The organism is candidate division TA06 bacterium, from assembly GCA_016235665.1.
Taxonomy (GTDB): domain Bacteria; phylum Edwardsbacteria; class AC1; order AC1; family EtOH8; genus UBA5202.
In genome coordinates, this window is record JACRJI010000013.1 from 99,423 (window position 1) to 120,144 (window position 20,722).

Sequence of the window (20,722 nt, forward strand, 5' to 3'; positions counted from 1 at the left end):
AGGATGACAGAAAAAAGCATCATGAACATCAAAGCACATTTTCAAAAAGATTGGATCTACTACCTGGCCCTGGGAATGGCAATTATCTCCGTGGCCATAGACCTGTACCGCCCGAACATGGCGCCGATGCTGGCTGCGGTGCTGGTGTTCTCGGCAATACTGGGCTGGCTGAATGTCATCGCCCCCAACAAGGCGGCGGCGGCCCTGGGATTCTGGATCCTGGCGGTCTATGTGGCCCTGGCCCTGCTGGAGATGATCCCGGCGACGAAGCAGAACATCTTTTCCTCGGCGCTTTCGTTTGTTCCGGCGTATCTGGGGGCGTACGGAGGGTGGTGGATAGGGACCAAGTTCAAACGAACTCAACCCCCGGCCCCTTCTCTTTAAAAGAGAAGGGGAGCAAGGGGATGAGTTCTGGAAGTAATGTATGAGCCTTAACATCAAAACAAAACTGGTGCCGCTGGCCAAAGCCCGTTGCCGTGAATTGCGCAAAAGGCAAACCAAGGCCGAAGAAATATTTTGGAATAAAGTAAGAAACAAACAATTTAAGGGGCTAAAGTTTTACCGGCAATATCCTTTGTTCTCGGATCTTCTTGGCAAGGAGACATTTTATATAGCGGATTATTACTGCCATACTAATCGTCTGGTGGTTGAATTAGATGGCAGAATTCACGAAAGGCAGAGGGAAAAGGATAGACTGCGGGATGAAGTAATTAACGACCTGGGATTAAAGGTTGTGAGAATAAAGAACAAAGATGTATTGGAAAACATCGAAGAAGTCATGAAATGCATTAGCTCTGTTTTGTGAAGCCGGTCCGAACTCAACCCCCAACCCCTTCTCTTGGAAAATAAATAAGAGAAGGGGGGCAGGCGGATAGATTGAGATGCTATTGTGCAAAGAACTAACCCAACCCCCGGCCCCTTCTCTTTAAAAGAGAAGGGGTGCAAGGGGATGAGTTCAAAATACGTAAATAGGAATTCTAATGACCAAACAGCTCAACATCGGTAAAGTAAGGATCGGCGGGGGCGCGCCGCTGGCACTGATCGCCGGGCCCTGCGTGATGGAGGACGAATCCGTGGTGTTGTCCACGGCCGAGGCAATAAAAAAGATCGCAGACAAGCTGAAGATAGGCCTGATCTTCAAGTCCTCCTACAAAAAAGACAACCGTTCCTCGGCCAAAAGCTACCAGGGCCCTGGGCTGGAGGCCGGATTGAAACTGCTGGAAAAGGTCAAGAAACAGTTCGACGTTCCGGTGCTCTCCGACGTTCACTATCCCGAGGAGGTGGGCCCGTCCGCCCAGGTGCTGGACGTGATCCAGATCCCGGCCTATCTCTGCATGCAGACCGAGCTGACATTAAAGGTCGCAAAAACTGGAAAGGTGGTAAATGTCAAGAAAGGCCAGTTCCTGGCCCCGGAGGACGTGGGGCACATTGTCAAGAAAATAGAGGAGACAGGGAACACCAACATTCTGCTGACCGAGCGCGGCAGCAGTTTTGGTTACCACAACCTGGTGGTGGATTACAAGGCCCTGCCCATTATGCGCTCTTTGGGCTATCCGGTGGTGTTCGACGTGACCCACACCATCCGCAAATACGGCAAGCCCTCCAGCGATCCCAAGGGCGGCAGTCCGGAGTTCATAGAACCCCTGGCCCGGGCCGGGGTGGCCTGCGGCTGCGACGCCATATTCATCGAGACCCATCCCAGGCCCTGCGAGGCCAAGTGCGACGCGGCCAGCATGCTGGAGCTGTCCAAGCTGGAGCAGCTGGTGGAGAGCTTGATGGAACTGGATGCAGTTACCAGAAAATATTCCGATTAGATCAATTCCTTAGCCCAGCCCTTAAGGACTGGGCTAAGGAAACGGAGCCAGAAAACCAGATAAAGGAGACCGCCATGAGAAAAGCTCTTATAACTCTCTGCGTATTGGTTACGGTATCATCTGCCTTTGCCCTGCAGGTCATCGAGCACAAGGCTTCCATCACCCAGGCCGTGGTCTACAACGACCGGGTGGAGGTCATCCGCAGTTACAAGAACACCTACCAACCCGGCGAATACCAGGTGAAACTGCTGGACCTGCCTTCGGCGCTGGACGACAACTCGGTGCGGGCCTCGGGGCAGGGCACGGCCGGGGTCAAGATCAACGCGGTAAAAATTGAATCCGTTTTTCTGGACACCACCACCAATCTGAAATACAAAGTGCTGGAGGATTCGGTGGACCAGCTTAAGGAACAGCTTAAGGTCTATGACGACAGGTTTTCCTTGTTGCAGAAAGAAGCCGATTACCTGGAAAAGATCAAGAACGCCAGCACTGCGGTCAGCGCCGGGCGCGAGGCCGAGAAACCCAAGACCCCCAGCGTGGCCGAGTGGATGAACCTTTATACTTTCTACGATGCCCGCTACGAGGCCATCAACAAGGAGATGCGGGGGATAGAAAAGAGCAAAAAATCCCTGCAGGCAAAACTGGACGCCCTGCAGAAAAGGCTGAACAAGATCGCCGGTACGGCCAATCTGACCAAGAAGAATGTCACCATCAATTTTCGGGTGCTGGAGCCAGGAACTCTTAACTTGAATCTGAGTTATATGATGATGGGCGCTTCCTGGCATCCCCAGTACGACATTAGGGTTTCGCCGGAAGACAAGAAGGTGGAGTTCACTTATTACGGAGTGATCTACCAGAACACCGGAGAAGATTGGAAGGACGTCAGGGTCACATTGTCCACCGCCCAGCCATCGGTCTCGGGCTCCATGCCGGCGCTTTTGCCCTGGTATGTGGATGTTTACCAGCGGTATTACCAGAAGGGAGCCGCCGCCAAGAAGGCGCAGATGAACGTCAGTTACGGAGCGCAGATGAACCAAGCTCCCGCTCCGGCAATGGAGCAGGAGGCGTTCAAAGATGACTACGGAGCAGCGATGTCGGGGGTGATCAATGCTTCGGTGACGACATCTGAAGTCGAGTTCTCCGGCACCTCCTACGTCTTCGTGACCCCCGGCGAGAACAACATCCCCTCGGACGGCGAGCCCCACAAGATCCCCATTGCCTTCGAGACCCTGGACGCCGAGTTCGAGTACTCGGCCGCCCCGCGGCTCAAGCAGTACGCCTATCTCAAGGGCAAGGTCAAGAACACCACCGAGTATCCCTTCATTGCCGGGGACATCAACGTTTTCTTCGGCAACAATTTCGTGGGCACCTCGTCCATCAACTCCATCATCCCCTCGGAGAAATTCGACGTCTCGCTGGGCATAGACGAAGGTCTAAAAGTAACCCGGCAGAAGGTGAAGGACCTGACCGAGGGAACCAAGAAGATCAAGCGGACCTACGGTTACAAGATAACGGTGAAGAATCTGAAGAAGGACAAGAACATCATCACCGTCAACGAGCAGTACCCGGTCTCCAAGAACGACAAGATCAAGGTGAAATTAGTGTCGCCCAAGTTCGATTCCCCCGAGTCCGAGTTCGGGGTCAAGGAAAAGGCCAACGGGATGATCGAGTGGAAGTTCCAGATAGAGCCCCAGGGCAAGCAGGAGCTGGAACTGGAGTACATCATAGAATATTCCTCGGACACCGGCATACAGGGGCTTTAAACTATTGACCATCAAGACGGCAAGCCATATTTATAAAATAGGAAATGGGAAATAGGAAATCGCAGGTTGGGTCTTTGTGTCACTTCGACAAGCTCAGTGCCACGCTTTGTGATAAAAAATTCAACATGACGTGAGAGAAATGAACGCTAAAAAGTTAATTGCACTGGGCCGGAAGGCCGTCAAAGCCGAGGCCCTGGCCCTAAGCGAGATGGCGGGCCGGATGGGCCCCGAGTTCCCGCAGGCGGTGGAACTGCTGCTGGCGGCCAAGGGCAAGGTCATCATCACCGGGGTTGGCAAGTCGGGGCTGATCGGCCAGAAGATAGCGGCCACTCTGACCTCCACCGGCACGCCGTCCTTCTTCCTGCATCCCACCGACGCCCTGCACGGCGACCTGGGACTGGTCTCCAAGGGGGACGTGGCAGTGATCATCAGCAAGAGCGGCGGCACTGATGAGCTGTGCGAACTGCTGACCGTGCTGAAAAGGGTGGGGATCAAGATCATCGCGCTTTTGGGCAAGACCGACACGGCCCTGGCCGCTCAGTCCGACGTGGTGCTGGACGTCTCGGTAAAAGAAGAGGCCTGCCCCCACGACCTGGTGCCCACCAGCAGCACCACCGCCGCCCTGGCCATGGGCGACGCTTTGGCCGTGGCCTTATTGGATCAGCGAAACTTCACCCCCGAGGACTTTGCCTGCTTTCATCCCGGCGGGGGGCTGGGCAAGAAACTTCTGCTGCGAGTCTCCGACCTGATGCAGTCCGGCAAGGACGTTCCCATAGTCGTGCAAAGCGCCACCATGAAGGATGTGATCCTGGAGATGACCGCCAAACGGGGCGTGACTTCGGTGGTGGACGAGAAGGGAAGCATCATCGGCATCCTGACCGACGGCGACCTGAAAAGACTGCTGACCAAGTCCCAGGATATCTTCTCGCTTAAGGTGGACGAGGTGATGAACAGGAACCCCAAGACCGTGGACCAGGGCCAGCTGGCGGTAAAGGCCGCCAAGATGATGGAGGATTTTAGGGTGACCTCGCTGTTGGTGGCCGACAAGGAGAAAAAGCCGGTGGGGATAATACATCTGCATGACATCATGCAGGCGGGAGTGCTGTAACAGGGAACAGATTATTGGGACTTGATAACTGGGAATAGATAATTGGGGGGAATTCGGGGAAAGATGATAAAAATAGTTGAAAATGCAATTACCAAAGCTGAACTAACGGAGATGGGTAAAATAATGTTCGGCAACATGGTCAAAGCAGTGGTCGATGTGGAACTAGGAATCATGGCCGTTGGCGGCGAGCTTCATTCCGACGAAGAGGGAGTGTTGTTGCAAAACGGCTCTGTTCAAAGGAATCTTTGGGGCATAAACATATTCCCCGAAGTGGATGGTCCTGATTGGATAGAGTTCGATTCTATGATCAACTTAAGGCCAACCCATAACAATCTCAGCCGCGGGGTTGATGACAAGGAAACTCAGGGGAAAATAATAAAAATCGTTTCAGGCTTGGTGCAATAATGGAATACCAGCACAAAGAACTGGCGGCCGGAAGGTGGTTCACCCTAAGCTTCATGGAACAGATGGCTAATATAGGCAGCGAGGTGGAACGGGCCATAAAGTGGAAGAATAAGAATAATCCAGAATACAGCAAGGCCGCCATCAATCGCGGTTTGGAACTATTGGAGTTGACCAAGACCGATACCCGTAATGTGAACCGGTTGAAGGAACTGGCCCGGCTTTACGAGGTGCTGGTGGATTATTTTTATTTCAGCAATCAGTATTCTTCTTCTGACGAATTGTGGCACAAGTATTTTTATGCCTTTAACTATGCGGCCCGGGTGAATAAGTAATAAGGATTAATAAATATGAACTACTTACCATTAATATTCACAATCATAGTCCTTGTTAGTTACGAAAGTAACCCTATCAAGGGCAGAGGAAAGATAATAATAAGCGAAACCAAATGTGCTAAGATTAATAAAACGAAAAAAATTGAAACAACAAGTCAATATAAAGTAGAGACAATATATGGGGGACCAAATGAAACAGAAATGCAAGCGCACTTGTTTTTACTAATAGATTCAGCAGGTGCCCTTGTAGACAGTATTGAGTTGACGCATTGTTATATTCATGATGGTAAAAAACCAATCTATATGTTTTATTGTACAGAATATTTAATATTTGAAGATTGTCAAAAATACCCAAGTAAAATAAAAATTCTTAACCTGAAAAGCTTGAAAATCATTTATGAGCAAAGTGGTTTTCTGCAAAACATAAAAAAAGGAAAAAGTACTTTAAACCCAATTGATAAAAGTGATGACTTATTATTGTTCTTTTCAACAAAAGCGAAAACATATGATACTTTTTATGTGAATAAGCTTGAATTAAAAACGTTTAATTGTTCTATTATAGATACTATTATAACATCTGGGGACCCATTATCTGGAGTACCATATATTACAGAGATGGATACAGTGGAGAATATGATAAGAATTGAATATCGATCAAAAAATCGAGAAGGCAGTAAACTATTAATTTTAAAATATAATTAACCCAAATTTATGCATATAAAGTAAATATTTTGGTATATTTTTTGCATAGTATGCTTGACAACAAAAACAAATGCTCATAAGCCAAGTAAAATCAACATAATACCAACAAGGCGCAATTCGCAAAAATGCCCCCCGCCAAAGGCGGGGGGCATTTTTAGTCTTGCAAAGAACGGTTTATTGTGGTAAATTATTAAAGTGAATAAAACAATCCGCCGGCAGTTCAAATACCTGCTGGTCAGACTTTTATTAAAGACCTTTTTGGTCCTGCCCCGGTCCTTTTGCCTGTGGCTGGCCAGATCTTTGGCGCCTGCGGCCTGGTATTTTTTGCCCAAGGAACGAGGCAAGGTGCTGTTCAACCTAAGGCTGATCTTTCCGGAACACAAAGACCACAAAGCCCTGGGCCTGGAGATCTACCGGAACCTGGCGCTGAATGCGGTGGACACCGTTAAAGTATCCGGGCTTCCGCTGGAGGAACTGGACCGGCTGGTAAAGGTCCACGGTCTGGAGCATTTCGACGCCGCCTACAAGACCGGCCGGGGGCTGGTGGCCATCACCGGGCATATCGGCTGCTGGGAACTGATGCCGGTCTGGTTCTCCCGGCATGGTTACAAGATCAGCGTCATCGGCAAGCGGATGTACGACCCCCGGATGGACGACATAGTGCTGAAAATGAGGAGCGGGCAGGGGATCAAGGTGATAGACCGGGACACCGGGGCCAAGGAGGCGCTTAGGGCCCTGCATTCCGGCCATGCCCTGGGGATATTGATAGACCAGGACACCCGGGTCTCCAGCGTCAACGCGGAGTTCTTCGGCCATCTGGCCAAGACGCCCACCGGGGCGGCGGCCCTGGCGGCCCGGGCCGCCGCGGCTGTGATCCCGATGGCCATCCAACGCGACAAAGAGGGGATACATCATCTGTACGTCAGGCCGCCGCTGCCTCAATCACAATTAACCGACAAGGAAGCCCGGCTGAAAGAGGACGTGCAGCGGCAGACCTCGGCCTTGGAAGATCTGATCAAGCAGGACATAACCCAGTGGGTGTGGATGCACCTGCGCTGGCTGGAGAAGCCAAAAGCTTGAAGAAAAATTAACCACAGAAAGCACAAAAACACAAATCAACCACGTTTAACGTTATTACGTAGTAACGTTATAACGATTTATGTGCCTTTTTGTGGCAAAGGTTAAAAAAGAAATGAAAAAAAAATACATATATACTGCCCTTGTCCTTGTACTTTTAACCGGGTGCAAGAAGGAACAGGCTTCCCAGCCGGCGGTGGAGCCTGCTTTTTCCCCGTCCCAGACCATCCAGGGTTTCAAACTGACCGAGACCCAGGCTGGCCTGAGGGTTTGGGTGCTGGTGGCCGACCAGGCCAACACCTTCAACGAACAGCATCTGGTGGAGATGTTCAAACTGAAGATCGATTTTTACCGCAAGGCCGGGGATTCCATCAGCGCCAACCTGACCGCCGATTCCGGCAAGATCAACACGGACAGCCGCAACATGGAGACCCGCCGGAACGTGGTGCTGACCACCAAGGACGGGATGAAACTTTTGACCGATTATCTGGACTGGAGCAACCAGGACCGGCGCTTTACCACCGAGTCCAAGGTCCGGCTGGAGAAGGACGGAGACTGGCTGGAAGGCGAGGGCATGAGCGCCAGCCCCGACCTTAAGGAGATCGAGCTCAAGCGCAATGTCCGGGGCAAGAAGGAACTGCTGACCGGGCTGGAGGGGATCCAGTGATCTTCCCAGTCCTGCTGCTTTTGGCCGGACTGGGAGCGGCTCCCCAGCCGCTGGCCGACACCACCCAGCCCTACGTGCTTTCGGCCGGCAACATGAAGATCCAGCAACTGGGCCAGGACAAGATCACCTGGCTTTACGGCCAGGTGGAGATCATCCACGGCTCCACGATACTGAAGGGCGACACCGCCCGCATCTCCACCCTTACCGAAAAAGCCTCGGTCTGGGGCAGGGTCACCATCTACGACAAGACGGTGAAGATCACCGGACGCCGGGCCGACTACCTGAAACCCACCGGCCGGGCCAGCGTCTTTGGGCGGCCCCGCCTCAACGACGCCGGCTGGGACCTGACGGCCGACTCCCTGGCATATTCCCGGCCCCAGGCCAAAAGTTATGCCTACGGGCAGGTGGAGATGATTGACTCCTCACAGCACAACAAGCTTTACGGCGATTACGGCGAATACTGGCATGACCAGGGCTATGGGTTCGTCAGCGGCCGGGCCAGGATGGAATCCTACGACAAAAAGAACCGTGATAAGAAAAGCATGATCACATCCGGCAAAATGGAGGTCTTCCAGGCCAGCGGCCTGGCGGTGGCCGCCGACAGCGTCAGGTTCGCACAGGACAGCCTGTGGGCCGCCTGCGGCAAGATGACCTATTTCAAGACCGCCGGGCGGATGATGCTGGAGCAGGAGCCCTCGGTCTGGCGCCGGGACGCCCTGATCAGCGGCCGGCTGATGGAGCTGGACCTGAAGGGCGACACCCTGCGCCATGCCTGGGTGCGTGACTCGGCCGTGGTCCGCCAGTTCAACGAAGCCAGCCCCGACACCGACATCATCACCTGCGACAGCCTTAAGGCCGACTTTGACCAGGGCCAGATGTCCTACGTCCATGCCTGGGGCCGGGTGTGGTGCCAGTACCACCGGAGGCAGAAGGAAAACAGCAGCGGCCGGAACCTGGCCCAGGGACAGGAGATGGAATTCTTCATGAGCCAGGGGAAGACCCAGAGGATACTGATGAACAAAAAAGCCAAAGGCGCATATCACTCCAAGGAGGATGTAAAATGAGCGCCATGGGTCCGGGACTGAGGCAGGAACTGCGCCAGATGCTGGCGCCGGAGATGCTGCAGCTGTTGAAACTGCTGCAGCTGCCGACGCTGGAGCTTCAGCAATTGGTGCGCCAGGAGCTGGAGATCAACCCCCTGCTGGACGAGGTGATTGAGGAGACCCAGGAGGAGATCCAGGAAACTGAAGGCCTGAACTCGCTGGATTCCTTCCAGAAGACATCCAATGAGGAAGAACCGGAAACGCCGGACCGTCCCGACCAGTTGGATTGGGAAAACTATCTGCAGGAGGGCCTGGACAGCGGATACTATCCCGCCAACAAGGACAAATCCGAGGAGGACTCCCAGCCCTACGTGGTCACCCAGCAGAGCTTTCAGGATTATATCCTGTCCCAGCTTCGGATCTCCTTTGACAATCCCCGGGACCTGGAGATCGGAAATTACCTGATCGGGAACCTCAACGACGACGGTTACCTGACCATGGAGACGGCCGAGGTGGCCGCCGCTCTCCACTATTCTCTTGACGAGGTGGAAAGGGTGCTGGGACTGGTCCAGAACTTCGACCCGCCCGGCGTGGCCGCCCGGAACCTGAAGGAATGTTTGCTTATCCAGCTGAATCACCTGGGATACAAGGACAGTTTGGCCTGGAAGATGGTGGACCAGCACCTGGACGACATGGAGCGCCGCCGTTATCCGGCCATAGCCAAGACCCTGAAAGTGACAGAGGAGGAGGTGGCGGAGGCCCGGGATATCATCTCGGCCCTTTCTCCCAAACCCGGGGCCGGGCTGGGAAGCGATGAGACCCGTTACATCTTCCCCGACATCCTGATAGAAAAGCACGAAGGCGAATATGTGATCATCATCAATGACCGGGTGGTGCCCCGGGTGCGGGTGACCCCGGATTACAAAAAGATCCTGCAGCGTTCCAAGACAGCCAGGCCCGAGGAGCGGGACTACGTGGTCAAGCGGCTGGAGGCCGCCCGGTTCATAGTCCGGATGATAGAACAGCGCCGCCGCACCGTCCAAAAGATAATGCTGGCTATAGTGGACCGCCAGCGGGACTTTTTGGACCACGGCCTCCGGCACTTCAAGCCCTTGACCATGAAACAAGTGGCCGATGACATCGGAATGCACGAATCCACGGTCAGCCGGGCGGTCCACAACAAGTACGCCCTGACCCCCCACGGCATGTTCGCGGTAAGATACTTTTTCGGTGGAGGGATGAGCACCACCCAGGGCCAGGATTCGGTCAAGGCCATCAAGGACAAGGTGCTGGAGATGATCAAGAACGAAGACCCCAGATCGCCGTTGACCGACCAGGACATCACCGACGCATTGGCCAAGCAGGGCCTGAAGATCGCCCGGAGGACCATTGCCAAATACCGCCAGGAGGGGAACATCCAGCCGGCCAGCATCCGGAAGAACCCTTAGCCTCAGAAGTCAAGTTTCCTTTTACCAGCCGCAGATTACGCAGATGTTCGCAGATTTATTTTTAACGAATTAAAATTATGTTGTATGAAAAATTGTTAAATCTGTGTTAATTTGCGGAAATAAATGCTCCAAGAAGATTAAACAACATCATGCCGGATAACCAAAACTTAAAAAGACTGCCCCGGGCCTTCAAGCAAAGCCTGGTGCGGAACCCCGCCCAGGCCCTGGTCAACCAGGTGCTGTCTGAATGCAGGCTGGAGACGGTCTGCCGCGAGGCCCGCTGCCCCAACCGCAACCAGTGCTTTGCTTCTGGCACCGCCACCTTTCTGATCATGGGCGGGAGCTGCACCCGGGGCTGCCGCTTTTGCGCGGTGGGCAAGGGAGGCGCTATGCCACTGGACCAGGGGGAGCCCCAAAGGCTGGCCGAGGCGGTGAAAAAACTGGGGCTGAAATATGCGGTGATCACCTCGGTCACCCGGGACGATCTGGAGGACGGCGGGGCCGGGCATTTTGCCGAAACCGTCAAAGCCCTGCGCCGGGAGAACCCCGGGGTTCTGACCGAGATCCTGACCTCCGATTTCAACGGCCGGGAAGATTCCTGGAGGCAGGCGGCGGCCATCCGGCCCGAGGTCTTTAACCACAACCTGGAGACAGTACCCCGGCTCTACCCCATAGCCCGCCCCCAGGCCGATTACCGGCGGTCGCTGGACCTGATCAGCTACGCTGCCCGGGCCGGGCTGGTGGCAAAGTCCGGCCTGATGGTGGGGCTGGGCGAGGAAATGGCAGAGATCAAACAGGTGATGGCCGATCTTAAGCAAGCCGGCTGCCGGATTCTGACCGTGGGCCAGTACCTGGCCCCATCCCAGGAACATCTTCCGGTGGCAAGATTCTGGGAGGAATCCGAGTATCAGATGCTCAAATCATACGGCGAACAAATACTGGGGCTGGATGCGGTCGTGGCCGGGCCCGCCGTGCGCAGTTCCTATCTGGCATATCAAACTTATCAGACCATAACCAACATTAAACAGGAGGCACCGGCATGAAGATCAACATCACCGCCCGTCATTTTGAAGGCCTGACCGAAGGCCTGAAAAAAGAGGTCCAGTCCCGTCTTGAGCATCTGGAGCATTTCTTCCCCAGGATACTGGAGGCCCGGGCCATTCTGACCGAAGAAAAAAAGAGGATGACCGCCGAGGTCACCATCCATCTGCCGGCCGGCAAGCGTCTGATTGCCAAGGAGCAGGGTATGGACATGCGCCAGGCTTTGGATTTGGCGGTGAAGAAGATAGAGACCCAGGTCAAGAAAGTTAAGGAGCGCAAGGAGCACAAGGGCCGGGGGCTTAAAGGGCAGTAGGGCCCTTCCGGGCAGCCAGTATTCAGTAATCAGTATTCAGTAATTGCGAGGGTGACCATGAAGGAGATATCGGTACAGGAGGTGCTGAACGACCGGCAGGAATTCCTGCATCTTGAACTTTTGACCGGCCCGGCCGGGCTGGATCGCAAGATCATAATTGCCGACACCAATCGTCCGGGGCTGGCCCTTTCCGGCTACATGGGGTATTTCCTGTGGGAGCGGGTCCAGATAATCGGGATCACCGAGACCGGGTACCTGGAGACCCTGAAGCCGGACAAGCGCATCGAGGCTATCAAGCGGATTACCTCCTTTGAGCTGCCCTGTATCATCATCACCAAGGGGCTGGCCGCCCATCCCGAACTGCTGGCCACCTGCCTGGAACGCAAGATTCCCCTGCTACGCACCGGGCTGGACACCACAGACTTCATCCATAAGCTTTCCTCCTACATCGACAACAAGCTGGCCCCCACCACCACGGTCCACGGTACTTTGGTGGATGTCTACGGCCTGGGCCTGCTGTACACCGGCGACTCAGGCATCGGCAAGAGCGAATGCGCCCTGGACCTGGTGGAGCGGGGGCACCGGCTGGTGGCCGACGACGTGGTGGAGATCAAAAAGCGCGGCCAAAGCGTGCTGGTGGGCTACGGCAACAAGCTGCTGAGGCACAACATGGAGATCCGGGGCATCGGGATAATAGACCTGGCCACTATCTTCGGCATCCGGGCGGTGCGGATGCGCAAGCGGATAGAAGTGGAGATACGGCTGAAGCGCTGGAGCGACGACGAGGATTATGAGCGGGTGGGCCTGGACGAACAGCCCACCACCATCCTGGGGGTGGAGATCCCGCTGGTGACGGTGCCGGTGGTGCCGGGCAAGAACATCAGCGTCATCTCCGAAGTGATAGCCATGAACCAGCTTTTAAAGGCCTGCGGCTACCGGACACCGGAGGAGTTCAACAACCGTCTGCTGGAGTCCATGCAGAAGAAGTTCGAGGCCGCCAAGTTCGAGGAGGACGACCTGGAGTGAGACCTCACCCTCATTCCCTCTCCTAATGCTTTAGGAGAGGGAGGTAAGGGATAGGTCAATAACCATGCTGATACCGTGATCCCATAACCTGTAAACGGAGATATGATGAAGAGAAGTTCACTTGCCGCTGTCATCGGCCTATTCTTGACGTTGATTCTGACCGGCTGCGCAGTAAAGTCGGCAGGCCCAACCACCGGCTCGCTGTTAAGCGGGTCGAAGGCCACCCCGGCCACCCAGACCCAACCCGTCTATTCTTCGGTCCCGGCGCCCCAGGGCCCAAAACTTACCATCTCGGTGATGGACCTGAACGTCACCTCTGGCCTGTCGCCGCAGGAGGTGTCGATGCTGACCGACAAGCTGCTGAACGAGTTCGTGAACACCAAGTACTACAAGGTGGTGGAGCGCTCCAAGCGCGACGAGATCCTGAAGGAACAAGGGTTCCAGCAGAGCGGGGCCTGCGACCAGGGGGCCTGCCTGGTGGAGGCCGGACAGCTTTTAGGCGTGCAGAAAATGGTGGGCGGCACCATTGGCAAGCTGGGCGTGATGTACGTGGTGGAACTGCGGATCATGGACGTCAAGACCGGGGAGATAGACCAGGCCTTTTCCCGCAAGTACTCAGGGGACGTGTCCAATCTTTTGGACGCCATGCGCGAGGCGGCCGTGGTGTTCTCGGGCGGCACGGCGGTCCCGGCTTCTCAGACCGTTACCCCCAGCCAGACCGGCCAACCGCAGAAGAGAAGAAAATAGCTTAAGGAATGAACTCAACCCCCAACTCCTTCTCTTTGCTTCGATAAACACTTAGGCATAACTCAGTGCATCGCTCAGCACAAGTTCCAGAGAAGGGGAGTAAGGGGATGAGTTCCCAAATATATCAATCATCTATGTCCAAACTAAAATTCATATTAGGGGTTCACAACCACCAGTAGTTGAAAACACGAAGCAGGATAAACATGGAGAAAAACAATAAAAACGGCGCGGATTTTAAGAACACCATTGATCTCATTGTAAAAAAGATCCGGCCCCAAAAAATAATCCTTTTCGGCTCCAGGGCTGACCGCAAGAACAAGGAATGGAGCGATTATGACATTTGCCTGCTTAAAGCCGGAGTTGTCAATAAGCGGAAAATGGCCCAAGATATATACAAAATGCTATGAGGCTGTAATATCGCCATGGATATAATTGTGGAAACTCCCGAGAATTATTTGAAGCTCAAAAACAACCGTTTTATGATCTACAGCGAGATCGCGAAAAACGGGAAAGTGGTTTATGAAAAATAGCGACCTGGCCAAAGAATGGCTTAAAAGAGCTCAAAGCAATCTGGCGAAAGCCGGTGTGTTAGAAATGACAGATTAACTCAACCCCCAACCCCTTCTCTTTAAAAGAGAAGGGGAGTAAGGGGATGAGTTCCCAAATAAAATCAATAATCTATGCCCAAACTAAAATTCATATTCGGGGTTCACAACCACCAGCCGGTGGGCAATTTCGACTTTGTGTTTGAGGATGCCTACCAGAAGGCCTACAAGCCTTTCCTGGATGTCGTGGCCGGCTATCCCTGGTTCAGGTTCACCCTGCACAACAGCGGCTGCCTGTGGGAGTGGCTGGAACAGCATCACCCGGAATACCTGGAACAGGTCAACACCATGGTCCGGACCGGGCAGGTCGAGCTTTTGGGTGGGGGATTTTACGAGCCCATCATGCCGGCCATCCCCGACCGCGACAAGCAGGGCCAGCTGAAGATGATGTCGGAGTTCCTGAATAACAAATTCGGCAAAACCCCGTCCGGGGTCTGGCTGGCCGAGCGGGTGTGGGAGCCGGGGCTGGCCTCGGTCCTGGCCGGCGCCGGGATAAAGTACACGGTGCTGGACGACTATCATTTCAAATGCTCCGGCAAGAACGACCAGGATCTTGACGGCCACTATATCACCGAGGACCAGGGCCAGCCGCTGGCCGTCTTTCCCATCAGCCAGCAGCTCCGCTATCTGATCCCCTTCCACAATGTGGACGAGGTCATCGCCCATCTTAAAACCCTGTACCAGCCGGATCGGGAGACTTTGGCCGTACTGGCCGACGACGGGGAAAAGTTCGGGGTCTGGCCTGGCACCCACGAACTGGCCTATGAAAAGGGCTGGCTGAAAAATTTCCTGGACGCGCTGGAAGCGAACAAGGAGTGGCTGGAACTCTCTACTTTCAGCCAGGCGCTGGAAGCGCTTCCGGCCAGGGGCCGGATCTACCTGCCCACCGCCTCCTACGCCGAGATGGGGGAATGGGCGCTGGATCCGAAAGCCGAGGCGGTCTATTCGGAGCTGACCCAAAGGCTGAAGGGCGAGGGCAGCTATCCCCGTTACAGCCCGTTCGTCAAGGGCGGCACCTGGCGGGATTTTTTGACTAAATACCCCGAATCCAACAACATCTACCGCAAGATGCTCTCGGTCTCGGCCAAGGTTTCTGGCCAGGGTCCCGAGGTCCTGCGGGAACTGTACCGGGGGCAGTGTAACTGCGGATACTGGCACGGAGTGTTCGGCGGCCTGTATCTGCCGCACCTGCGCGAGGCGCTGTACCGGCATCTGATCCGGGCCGAGAATCTGATGGGATCAAACCCTGAAACCTCTGCGCCCTCTCTGGAGGCCAGGGAATTCGATTTTGACGGCGACGGCCAAAACGAAGTGGAACTGTCCAACCGTCATAGCAGGCTTTACCTGTCCCCGGCCGCCGGCGGCAGTCTGGTGGAGTGGGATGCCCGGGAAAAGGAGATAAACCTGTTCGATACCCTGGCCCGCCGACCCGAAAGCTACCACCGGAATATTCCGAAGCCGGGCGATCAAAGCGCATCCCAGGGCAAGAGCATCCACGAGATGGTGGTCTCCAAGGAAGAGGGCCTGCAGAACATCCTGTTCTACGACTCCTTCCGCCGGGTAGGCCTGGTGGACCACCTGCTGGGGCCGGAGACGGACCTGGAATCATTTTACCGCAACTGCCACCGGGAGCAGGAGCCGGGCTTAAACGGTGCATGGGTTCATGAGACAAACAGGGAAGCGGAACGGGCCACGGTGGAACTCACAAAAATAATAAACGATCTGACCGTCGTCAAGAAGATCGTCTTCGGGACCGGGCCGTCATTCAGGATAGAATACAGCTGGATGAACTGCGGTCTTAAGGAAATGGAGATCTGGCCGGGGATAGAGTTCAACTTCGGCCTGCTGTCTTCGGGTTTCGGGCGGCACTGCCGGAGCGCCAGCCAGATACTGTCCACCGAAGCCCTCAATGTCCGGGCCCAGGATCAGGATATTTCCCAGCTCTCGGTGATTGACGGATACCGCAACCTTTCCGTCGACTTTGACCTGGACCAGGCCTGGGATCTCTGGCGTTTTCCGGTGGAGACCGTCTCCCAGTCGGAATCTGGGCTGGAGCGGAACTACCAGTGCTCGTGTTTTTTATGGAATAAAAGGATAAAACTTTTGCCGGACCGGCCGCAAACATTAATTTTCACACTGGAACATAAGGCAATTTGATGCAGGAAAGATCTTTCACCATCGTCAACCGTTTGGGAATGCACGCCCGGCCCTCGGCCCTGTTCGTCAAGACAGCCGGGAAATTCAAATCCAAGGTCTGGGCCCGCAAGGACGAGACCGAGGTCAACGGCAAGAGCATCATGGGGGTGATGATGCTGGCGGCCGAGCCCGGTTCCACCCTTACCGTCCGGGCCGAGGGCGAGGACGAAGCCCTGGTGCTGGAGGCTCTGGGCAAGCTGATAGCCGATAAATTCAACGAGGATTAAAAAAGTGAACGCCGAATTCAGGATCAGCGGCCTGCCGGCCTCTCCGGGCATAGCCATCGGCCGGGCCTTCGTCTACCGCAAGGCGGCCGTCACGGCCGTCAAATACCGGGTCAGCGACACCGGGCGGGAGCTGGAGAAATTCAAGGCCGGACTGATCCGGGCCAAGGCCGAATTCTCCGAACTGAAACAGCAGATCGTGCTGCGGATGGGGGAGGAGGCGGCCGCCATCTGGGACGCCCAGCTTTTAATGCTGGACGATCCCGAGACCTTCGAAGGCACGGCCCGCCGGATCAAGGAACAGCGGCAGGACGCCGCCTCGTCGTTCAAGGAAGTGATGGAGGAGGTGGCCCAGGGCATGCAGAACTCCAGCAACGCTTACCTCAAGGAAAGGTCGGCCGACATCCGGGACATGATCTGGCGGGTGATCAAACACATCGAGGCCCAAAGCACCCTGCCGATGCAGGAGCTGCCGAAGGACGCCATAGTGCTGGCCCACGAGCTTTCTCCGGCCGACACCGCTTTGATGACCCATAAAAAAATACTGGGCTTCATCACCGAGTCCGGGGGAAAGACCTCCCATACCGCCATCGTGGCCCGCAGCCTGGAGATCCCGGCGGTGGTGGGCGCTCCGGACCTGATGCTGAAGGCCGCATCCGGCCTGCCGGTGATACTGGACGGAGCACGGGGGTTGGCCATATTCAATCCCGGCCCCCAAACCCTGGAACTTTACCGCGAGGAACAGAAGGTTTTCTTAAAGCACCTGGCCAACCTCAAGCGCCTGCGCCGCCAGAAGGCGGTGACCAAGGACGGCCACCAGGTGGAGCTTTCGGCCAACATCGAGATGCCGGAGGAGACCGCCTCGGTGCTTTCCCACGGAGCCAAGGGAGTGGGCCTTTACCGCACCGAATTCCTGTTCCTGACCTCGGACCATCTGCCCACCGAGGAGGAGCAGTACCAGGTCTACCGCCGGGTGGCGGAAAAACTCAGTCCCGATCCCGTGATCTTCCGGACCTTTGACCTGGGCGGCGACAAGCTGGACAACAAGACCGGACCATTAAGCGAGGCCAATCCCTTCATGGGATGGCGGGCCATCAGGTTCTGCCTGGACCGGCCCGAGATATTCAAGCCCCAGCTTAGGGCCATCCTCCGGGCCTCGGCCCACGGCCAGGTCAAGATCATGCTGCCCATGATCTGCTGCCTGTCCGAGGTCATCAGCGCCAAGCAGATGATCGCCGAGGTCAAGGACGAGCTGAAGGCTCAGGGGCACAAGTTCGATCCCGGCTGCCAGCTGGGGATAATGGTGGAGACACCCTCGGCCGCGTTGACCTCGCGCCAGCTGGCCAGGGAGGTGGATTTCTTCAGCATCGGTTCCAACGATCTGACCCAGTACACCCTGGCGGTGGACCGCAGCAACCAGAAAGTGGCCGGGCTGTACGATCCCTTCAACCCGGCGGTGCTGCGCCTGATCCGGGAGGTCTCGGAACAGGGCCACCGGGCCGGGATCTGGGTGGGGATGTGCGGAGAGATGTGCGCCGATCCGCTGGCCATGCCGCTGCTTTTGGGCCTGGGACTGGACGAGTTCAGCATGAACCCGGCCTCGGTGCCGGAGATAAAAAGGATGATCATGAATTTGAGCGTGGACGAATGCCGCAAGGTGGCGGCCAGGGTGATGGAGGAGCCGGATCCCATGGTCATCCGCCGGCTGTTGTTTGATTTTGTGGTCAATATCCTGCCGGACCTGAAACTGGCCGGGCAGATATGCTCGCTGGAGAGAAACTGAGCGACTAAGAACCAACCGGAACGCTGATAAACGCTGATTATCGTCGATGTACGCTGATATACCAACAACTTTTTATCTGATAACAATGCCAAAACAATATGCAATAGCCACGCAAACCAGTAGTTAGTGGTAAATCTATAATCAGAAACAAAAGATAATGGCAGAACTTTACATATTTAACGACAAGGTTGACAGTGTTTTTCAACTTCTTGGGCAAAAGGAAAACGACATTTCATATAGTGTTGGCTTTACCTTTGCTAATTGCAACCAGTTTTTGCAAAAGTTTCTTCAACGCATAAACATCAAGGCACCCTTCCAGCCTAACAAAATAAAAATACGACTTCAGGCCCACGAAAAAGAAAAAGGCTTTACTGATTTTGAAATAATCCAAGAAAAAGAATTTCATATAATTATAGAAGCAAAGCGTGGTTGGACTTTTCCGACAGAAGGACAACTCGATAAATATGCTTCAAGACCTTCATTTAAATACTCATCTGCGGAAGACAAGCGTATTATTGTTATTAATGAAAGCATCCCTGCATTTACAAAGACGCATTTCATAACAACAAATATTCAATCAATTTCAGTTGAAGTAGTTTCTTGGAAAGACATTCAGCAATTAGCATCTGCGTCAAAATCAATCGGGCGTGATGCTGAAAATAGAATTTTAAAAGAACTAAATACTTACCTTAACAAAATAAGCAGTATGCAAAAAATAGATAGTAATTGGGTTTATGTTGTTTCCCTTGGTAGTGGTATGCCAGAGAGGGGGAACATTTTATGGCAGGATATAGTTAATAAGGATTTAAAATACTTTCATCCTGTTGGCGGAGGAAGAGGCGGTTGGCCAGCGGAACCCCCCAACTACATTGCCTTTCGATACGGCGGCATACTTCAATCAATTCATCACATTGACAAATATGAAGTATTTACGGACCCTTCATTGCATTTTAAAACAATTGCAAAACAAACTTGGGATAAACCTCATTATTTATACCATTTAGGACCTGCAATCAAACCCACACACGAAGTAAAAGCAGGAAAGAAAATGGTTAGGAGTATAAGAGTTTGGGCAATGTTAGATCTACTGCTGACAAGTCAAACAATACAAGAAGCAAGGGACAAGTCGAAAGATAGAGCCCCAGCTACTATACTTCCTTGAATAACAAAACACTCAACATACACAACACAAAATGACAAAAGTTGAATTCCTGGACCTGCCCGCCCAGTACCAAAGCATCAAGCCCGAGATAGACGCCGCCATGGCCGCCGTGGTCTCTACCGGCGGCTTTGTGCTGGGCAAGACCGTGGCCGACCTCGAGCAGTCGGTGGCTAAATTTGCGGGCGCCAAATACGGCATCGGGGTGAACTCCGGCACCGACGCCCTGTACCTTTTGCTAAAAGCCGCCGGGGTCAAGGCCGGGGATGAGGTCATCACCACGCCCTTCACCTTCATCGCCACCGCCGAGGTGGTCTGCTGGCTTGACGCCAAACCGGTGTTCGCCGACATCCGCCCGGACACGTTGAACATCGACCCCAAAAAGATAGAGGCCGCCATCACCCCGCGCACCAAGGCCGTCATCCCGGTCCACCTGTACGGCCAGGCGGCGGAGATGGACCAGATCAAGGCCCTGGCCCAAAAGCACAACCTGAAGATCATCGAGGACTGCGCTCAGAGCCTGGGGGCATCTTACCGCGGCAGGCAGACCGGATCCCTGGGCCACCTGGCCGCCTTCAGTTTTTACCCCACCAAGAACCTGGGCGCCTACGGCGACGGCGGCCTGGTGCTGACCGATGACGAGGCGCTGTATAATGAAGTGAAAATGCTGCGCCAGCACGGCCAGGACAAGAAGTATCACCACGCCAAGCTGGGGATGAACTCCCGGCTGGATGCATTGCAGGCCGCGGTTCTTTTGGTCAAACTGAAACACCTGGACAAATGGAACCAGAGGCGCCGGGAGCTGGCCGCCCGTTATACGTCCGCTTTCACCGGTATCGCCGGCATCACGCCGCCGGTTTCCCTGGACCACAACGTTCACATCTATCACCAGTACACCATCAGGGCCAAGGACCGGGGAGCATTGGAGGAGCGCCTTACCAAGCAGGGCATCCCTTACGCCATTCACTATCCCATCGCGCTGCACCTGCAGCCGGCCTTTGAGTTCCTGGGCCTTAAGGAAGGTTCTCTGCCGGAGGCCGAGTTGGCGGCTAAAGAAGTGCTGTCCCTGCCCATCTATCCCGAGATGAAGGAAGAACAGCAGGATGCGGTGATCGCAGCAGTGAAGGGGCATTAAGTATAAAGGGGAACTAATCAACCACAAAAGGCACAAAGGACACAAAAATGGAAATAAACATTTTGGTCCTGCTGTACGATAGCCTATTTTAATCTTTATATTATTTTTATGGACAGGAAACTTGGAATAAATGT

Annotated in this window: 22 protein-coding genes; all 22 read left to right on the forward strand. The window is 54.5% G+C overall.

The features are described from left to right. Positions 1-3 precede the first annotated feature (3 nt). The 22 genes from HZA73_08440 (at position 4) to HZA73_08545 (ending at position 20,588) form a co-directional block, all read left to right on the forward strand. Positions 4-384, forward strand: coding sequence for a hypothetical protein (locus tag HZA73_08440; GenBank protein MBI5806058.1), 381 nt, complete (start codon positions 4-6; stop codon positions 382-384). A gap of 40 nt (positions 385-424) precedes the next feature. Beyond that, positions 425-805 (forward strand): DUF559 domain-containing protein, encoded by a 381-nt coding sequence (locus HZA73_08445; GenBank protein MBI5806059.1) that lies wholly within the window; start codon positions 425-427, stop codon positions 803-805. Between the two features lie 175 nt (positions 806-980). Further along, positions 981-1,814, forward strand: a complete 834-nt coding sequence (gene kdsA, locus HZA73_08450; protein MBI5806060.1) for a 3-deoxy-8-phosphooctulonate synthase — start codon at positions 981-983, stop codon at positions 1,812-1,814. A 74-nt stretch (positions 1,815-1,888) separates the two neighbouring features. Further along, complete coding sequence (locus tag HZA73_08455) at positions 1,889-3,577, forward strand: mucoidy inhibitor MuiA family protein (GenBank protein ID MBI5806061.1); 1,689 nt, start codon at positions 1,889-1,891, stop codon at positions 3,575-3,577. 139 nt (positions 3,578-3,716) lie between these two features. Continuing rightward, positions 3,717-4,685: a KpsF/GutQ family sugar-phosphate isomerase gene (locus tag HZA73_08460; GenBank protein MBI5806062.1), complete on the forward strand. Its 969-nt coding sequence runs from the start codon at positions 3,717-3,719 to the stop codon at positions 4,683-4,685. Positions 4,686-4,751: 66 nt separating this feature from the next. Next, on the forward strand, positions 4,752-5,090 hold the full coding sequence (locus HZA73_08465) for a hypothetical protein (GenBank protein ID MBI5806063.1): 339 nt from the start codon (positions 4,752-4,754) through the stop codon (positions 5,088-5,090). Continuing rightward, positions 5,090-5,422 carry a hypothetical protein gene (locus HZA73_08470; GenBank protein MBI5806064.1) on the forward strand — a complete coding sequence of 111 codons (333 nt, stop codon included), beginning with the start codon at positions 5,090-5,092 and terminating at the stop codon, positions 5,420-5,422. The genes HZA73_08465 and HZA73_08470 overlap by 1 nt, the downstream gene beginning before the upstream one ends. A gap of 15 nt (positions 5,423-5,437) precedes the next feature. Then, the gene (locus tag HZA73_08475; GenBank protein ID MBI5806065.1) at positions 5,438-6,124 is read left to right on the forward strand and encodes a hypothetical protein; all 687 of its coding nucleotides are present in this window, start codon (positions 5,438-5,440) and stop codon (positions 6,122-6,124) included. Positions 6,125-6,319: 195 nt separating this feature from the next. Beyond that, positions 6,320-7,204 (forward strand): hypothetical protein, encoded by an 885-nt coding sequence (locus HZA73_08480; protein MBI5806066.1) that lies wholly within the window; start codon positions 6,320-6,322, stop codon positions 7,202-7,204. Positions 7,205-7,316: 112 nt separating this feature from the next. Further along, entirely contained in the window at positions 7,317-7,868 is a 552-nt protein-coding gene (gene lptC / locus HZA73_08485) for an LPS export ABC transporter periplasmic protein LptC (GenBank protein ID MBI5806067.1), read from the forward strand. Next, entirely contained in the window at positions 7,865-8,932 is a 1,068-nt protein-coding gene (locus HZA73_08490) for a hypothetical protein (protein ID MBI5806068.1), read from the forward strand. Before lptC ends, HZA73_08490 begins: the two co-directional genes overlap by 4 nt. Next, positions 8,929-10,359 carry an RNA polymerase factor sigma-54 gene (gene rpoN / locus HZA73_08495; GenBank protein MBI5806069.1) on the forward strand — a complete coding sequence of 477 codons (1,431 nt, stop codon included), beginning with the start codon at positions 8,929-8,931 and terminating at the stop codon, positions 10,357-10,359. The genes HZA73_08490 and rpoN overlap by 4 nt, the downstream gene beginning before the upstream one ends. A 149-nt stretch (positions 10,360-10,508) precedes the next feature. Continuing rightward, complete coding sequence (lipA, locus tag HZA73_08500; GenBank protein MBI5806070.1) at positions 10,509-11,402, forward strand: lipoyl synthase; 894 nt, start codon at positions 10,509-10,511, stop codon at positions 11,400-11,402. Then, positions 11,399-11,713 carry a ribosome-associated translation inhibitor RaiA gene (raiA, locus tag HZA73_08505; protein MBI5806071.1) on the forward strand — a complete coding sequence of 105 codons (315 nt, stop codon included), beginning with the start codon at positions 11,399-11,401 and terminating at the stop codon, positions 11,711-11,713. Before lipA ends, raiA begins: the two co-directional genes overlap by 4 nt. Positions 11,714-11,770: 57 nt before the next feature. Continuing rightward, positions 11,771-12,739, forward strand: a complete 969-nt coding sequence (locus HZA73_08510; GenBank protein MBI5806072.1) for an HPr kinase/phosphorylase — start codon at positions 11,771-11,773, stop codon at positions 12,737-12,739. Positions 12,740-12,844: 105 nt separating this feature from the next. Beyond that, positions 12,845-13,486 carry a hypothetical protein gene (locus HZA73_08515; protein ID MBI5806073.1) on the forward strand — a complete coding sequence of 214 codons (642 nt, stop codon included), beginning with the start codon at positions 12,845-12,847 and terminating at the stop codon, positions 13,484-13,486. A 203-nt stretch (positions 13,487-13,689) separates the two neighbouring features. Next, positions 13,690-13,893: a nucleotidyltransferase domain-containing protein gene (locus HZA73_08520; GenBank protein ID MBI5806074.1), complete on the forward strand. Its 204-nt coding sequence runs from the start codon at positions 13,690-13,692 to the stop codon at positions 13,891-13,893. A 273-nt stretch (positions 13,894-14,166) separates the two neighbouring features. After that, complete coding sequence (locus HZA73_08525; protein ID MBI5806075.1) at positions 14,167-16,248, forward strand: DUF1926 domain-containing protein; 2,082 nt, start codon at positions 14,167-14,169, stop codon at positions 16,246-16,248. After that, positions 16,248-16,514, forward strand: coding sequence for an HPr family phosphocarrier protein (locus tag HZA73_08530; protein ID MBI5806076.1), 267 nt, complete (start codon positions 16,248-16,250; stop codon positions 16,512-16,514). Before HZA73_08525 ends, HZA73_08530 begins: the two co-directional genes overlap by 1 nt. 4 nt (positions 16,515-16,518) lie before the next feature. Next, the gene (gene ptsP, locus HZA73_08535) at positions 16,519-18,294 is read left to right on the forward strand and encodes a phosphoenolpyruvate--protein phosphotransferase (protein MBI5806077.1); all 1,776 of its coding nucleotides are present in this window, start codon (positions 16,519-16,521) and stop codon (positions 18,292-18,294) included. Positions 18,295-18,451: 157 nt separating this feature from the next. Beyond that, positions 18,452-19,456, forward strand: coding sequence for a PD-(D/E)XK nuclease family protein (locus HZA73_08540; GenBank protein ID MBI5806078.1), 1,005 nt, complete (start codon positions 18,452-18,454; stop codon positions 19,454-19,456). Positions 19,457-19,487: 31 nt separating this feature from the next. Beyond that, a complete protein-coding gene (locus tag HZA73_08545; GenBank protein ID MBI5806079.1) occupies positions 19,488-20,588 on the forward strand; it encodes a DegT/DnrJ/EryC1/StrS family aminotransferase in 1,101 nt (366 codons plus the stop codon). Positions 20,589-20,722: the final 134 nt, after the last annotated feature.

Bases quoted from the DNA above. Each gene is read 5' to 3' on its own strand.
- HZA73_08440 (MBI5806058.1), top strand. From the start codon at position 4: ATGACAGAAAAAAGCATCATGAACATCAAAGCACATTTTCAAAAAGAT.
- HZA73_08445 (MBI5806059.1), top strand. From the start codon at position 425: ATGAGCCTTAACATCAAAACAAAACTGGTGCCGCTGGCCAAAGCCCGT.
- kdsA (MBI5806060.1), top strand. From the start codon at position 981: ATGACCAAACAGCTCAACATCGGTAAAGTAAGGATCGGCGGGGGCGCG.
- HZA73_08455 (MBI5806061.1), top strand. From the start codon at position 1,889: ATGAGAAAAGCTCTTATAACTCTCTGCGTATTGGTTACGGTATCATCT.
- HZA73_08460 (MBI5806062.1), top strand. From the start codon at position 3,717: ATGAACGCTAAAAAGTTAATTGCACTGGGCCGGAAGGCCGTCAAAGCC.
- HZA73_08470 (MBI5806064.1), top strand. From the start codon at position 5,090: ATGGAATACCAGCACAAAGAACTGGCGGCCGGAAGGTGGTTCACCCTA.
- HZA73_08475 (MBI5806065.1), top strand. From the start codon at position 5,438: ATGAACTACTTACCATTAATATTCACAATCATAGTCCTTGTTAGTTAC.
- lptC (MBI5806067.1), top strand. From the start codon at position 7,317: ATGAAAAAAAAATACATATATACTGCCCTTGTCCTTGTACTTTTAACC.
- rpoN (MBI5806069.1), top strand. From the start codon at position 8,929: ATGAGCGCCATGGGTCCGGGACTGAGGCAGGAACTGCGCCAGATGCTG.
- lipA (MBI5806070.1), top strand. From the start codon at position 10,509: ATGCCGGATAACCAAAACTTAAAAAGACTGCCCCGGGCCTTCAAGCAA.
- raiA (MBI5806071.1), top strand. From the start codon at position 11,399: ATGAAGATCAACATCACCGCCCGTCATTTTGAAGGCCTGACCGAAGGC.
- HZA73_08510 (MBI5806072.1), top strand. From the start codon at position 11,771: ATGAAGGAGATATCGGTACAGGAGGTGCTGAACGACCGGCAGGAATTC.
- HZA73_08515 (MBI5806073.1), top strand. From the start codon at position 12,845: ATGAAGAGAAGTTCACTTGCCGCTGTCATCGGCCTATTCTTGACGTTG.
- HZA73_08520 (MBI5806074.1), top strand. From the start codon at position 13,690: ATGGAGAAAAACAATAAAAACGGCGCGGATTTTAAGAACACCATTGAT.
- HZA73_08525 (MBI5806075.1), top strand. From the start codon at position 14,167: ATGCCCAAACTAAAATTCATATTCGGGGTTCACAACCACCAGCCGGTG.
- HZA73_08530 (MBI5806076.1), top strand. From the start codon at position 16,248: ATGCAGGAAAGATCTTTCACCATCGTCAACCGTTTGGGAATGCACGCC.
- HZA73_08540 (MBI5806078.1), top strand. From the start codon at position 18,452: ATGGCAGAACTTTACATATTTAACGACAAGGTTGACAGTGTTTTTCAA.
- HZA73_08545 (MBI5806079.1), top strand. From the start codon at position 19,488: ATGACAAAAGTTGAATTCCTGGACCTGCCCGCCCAGTACCAAAGCATC.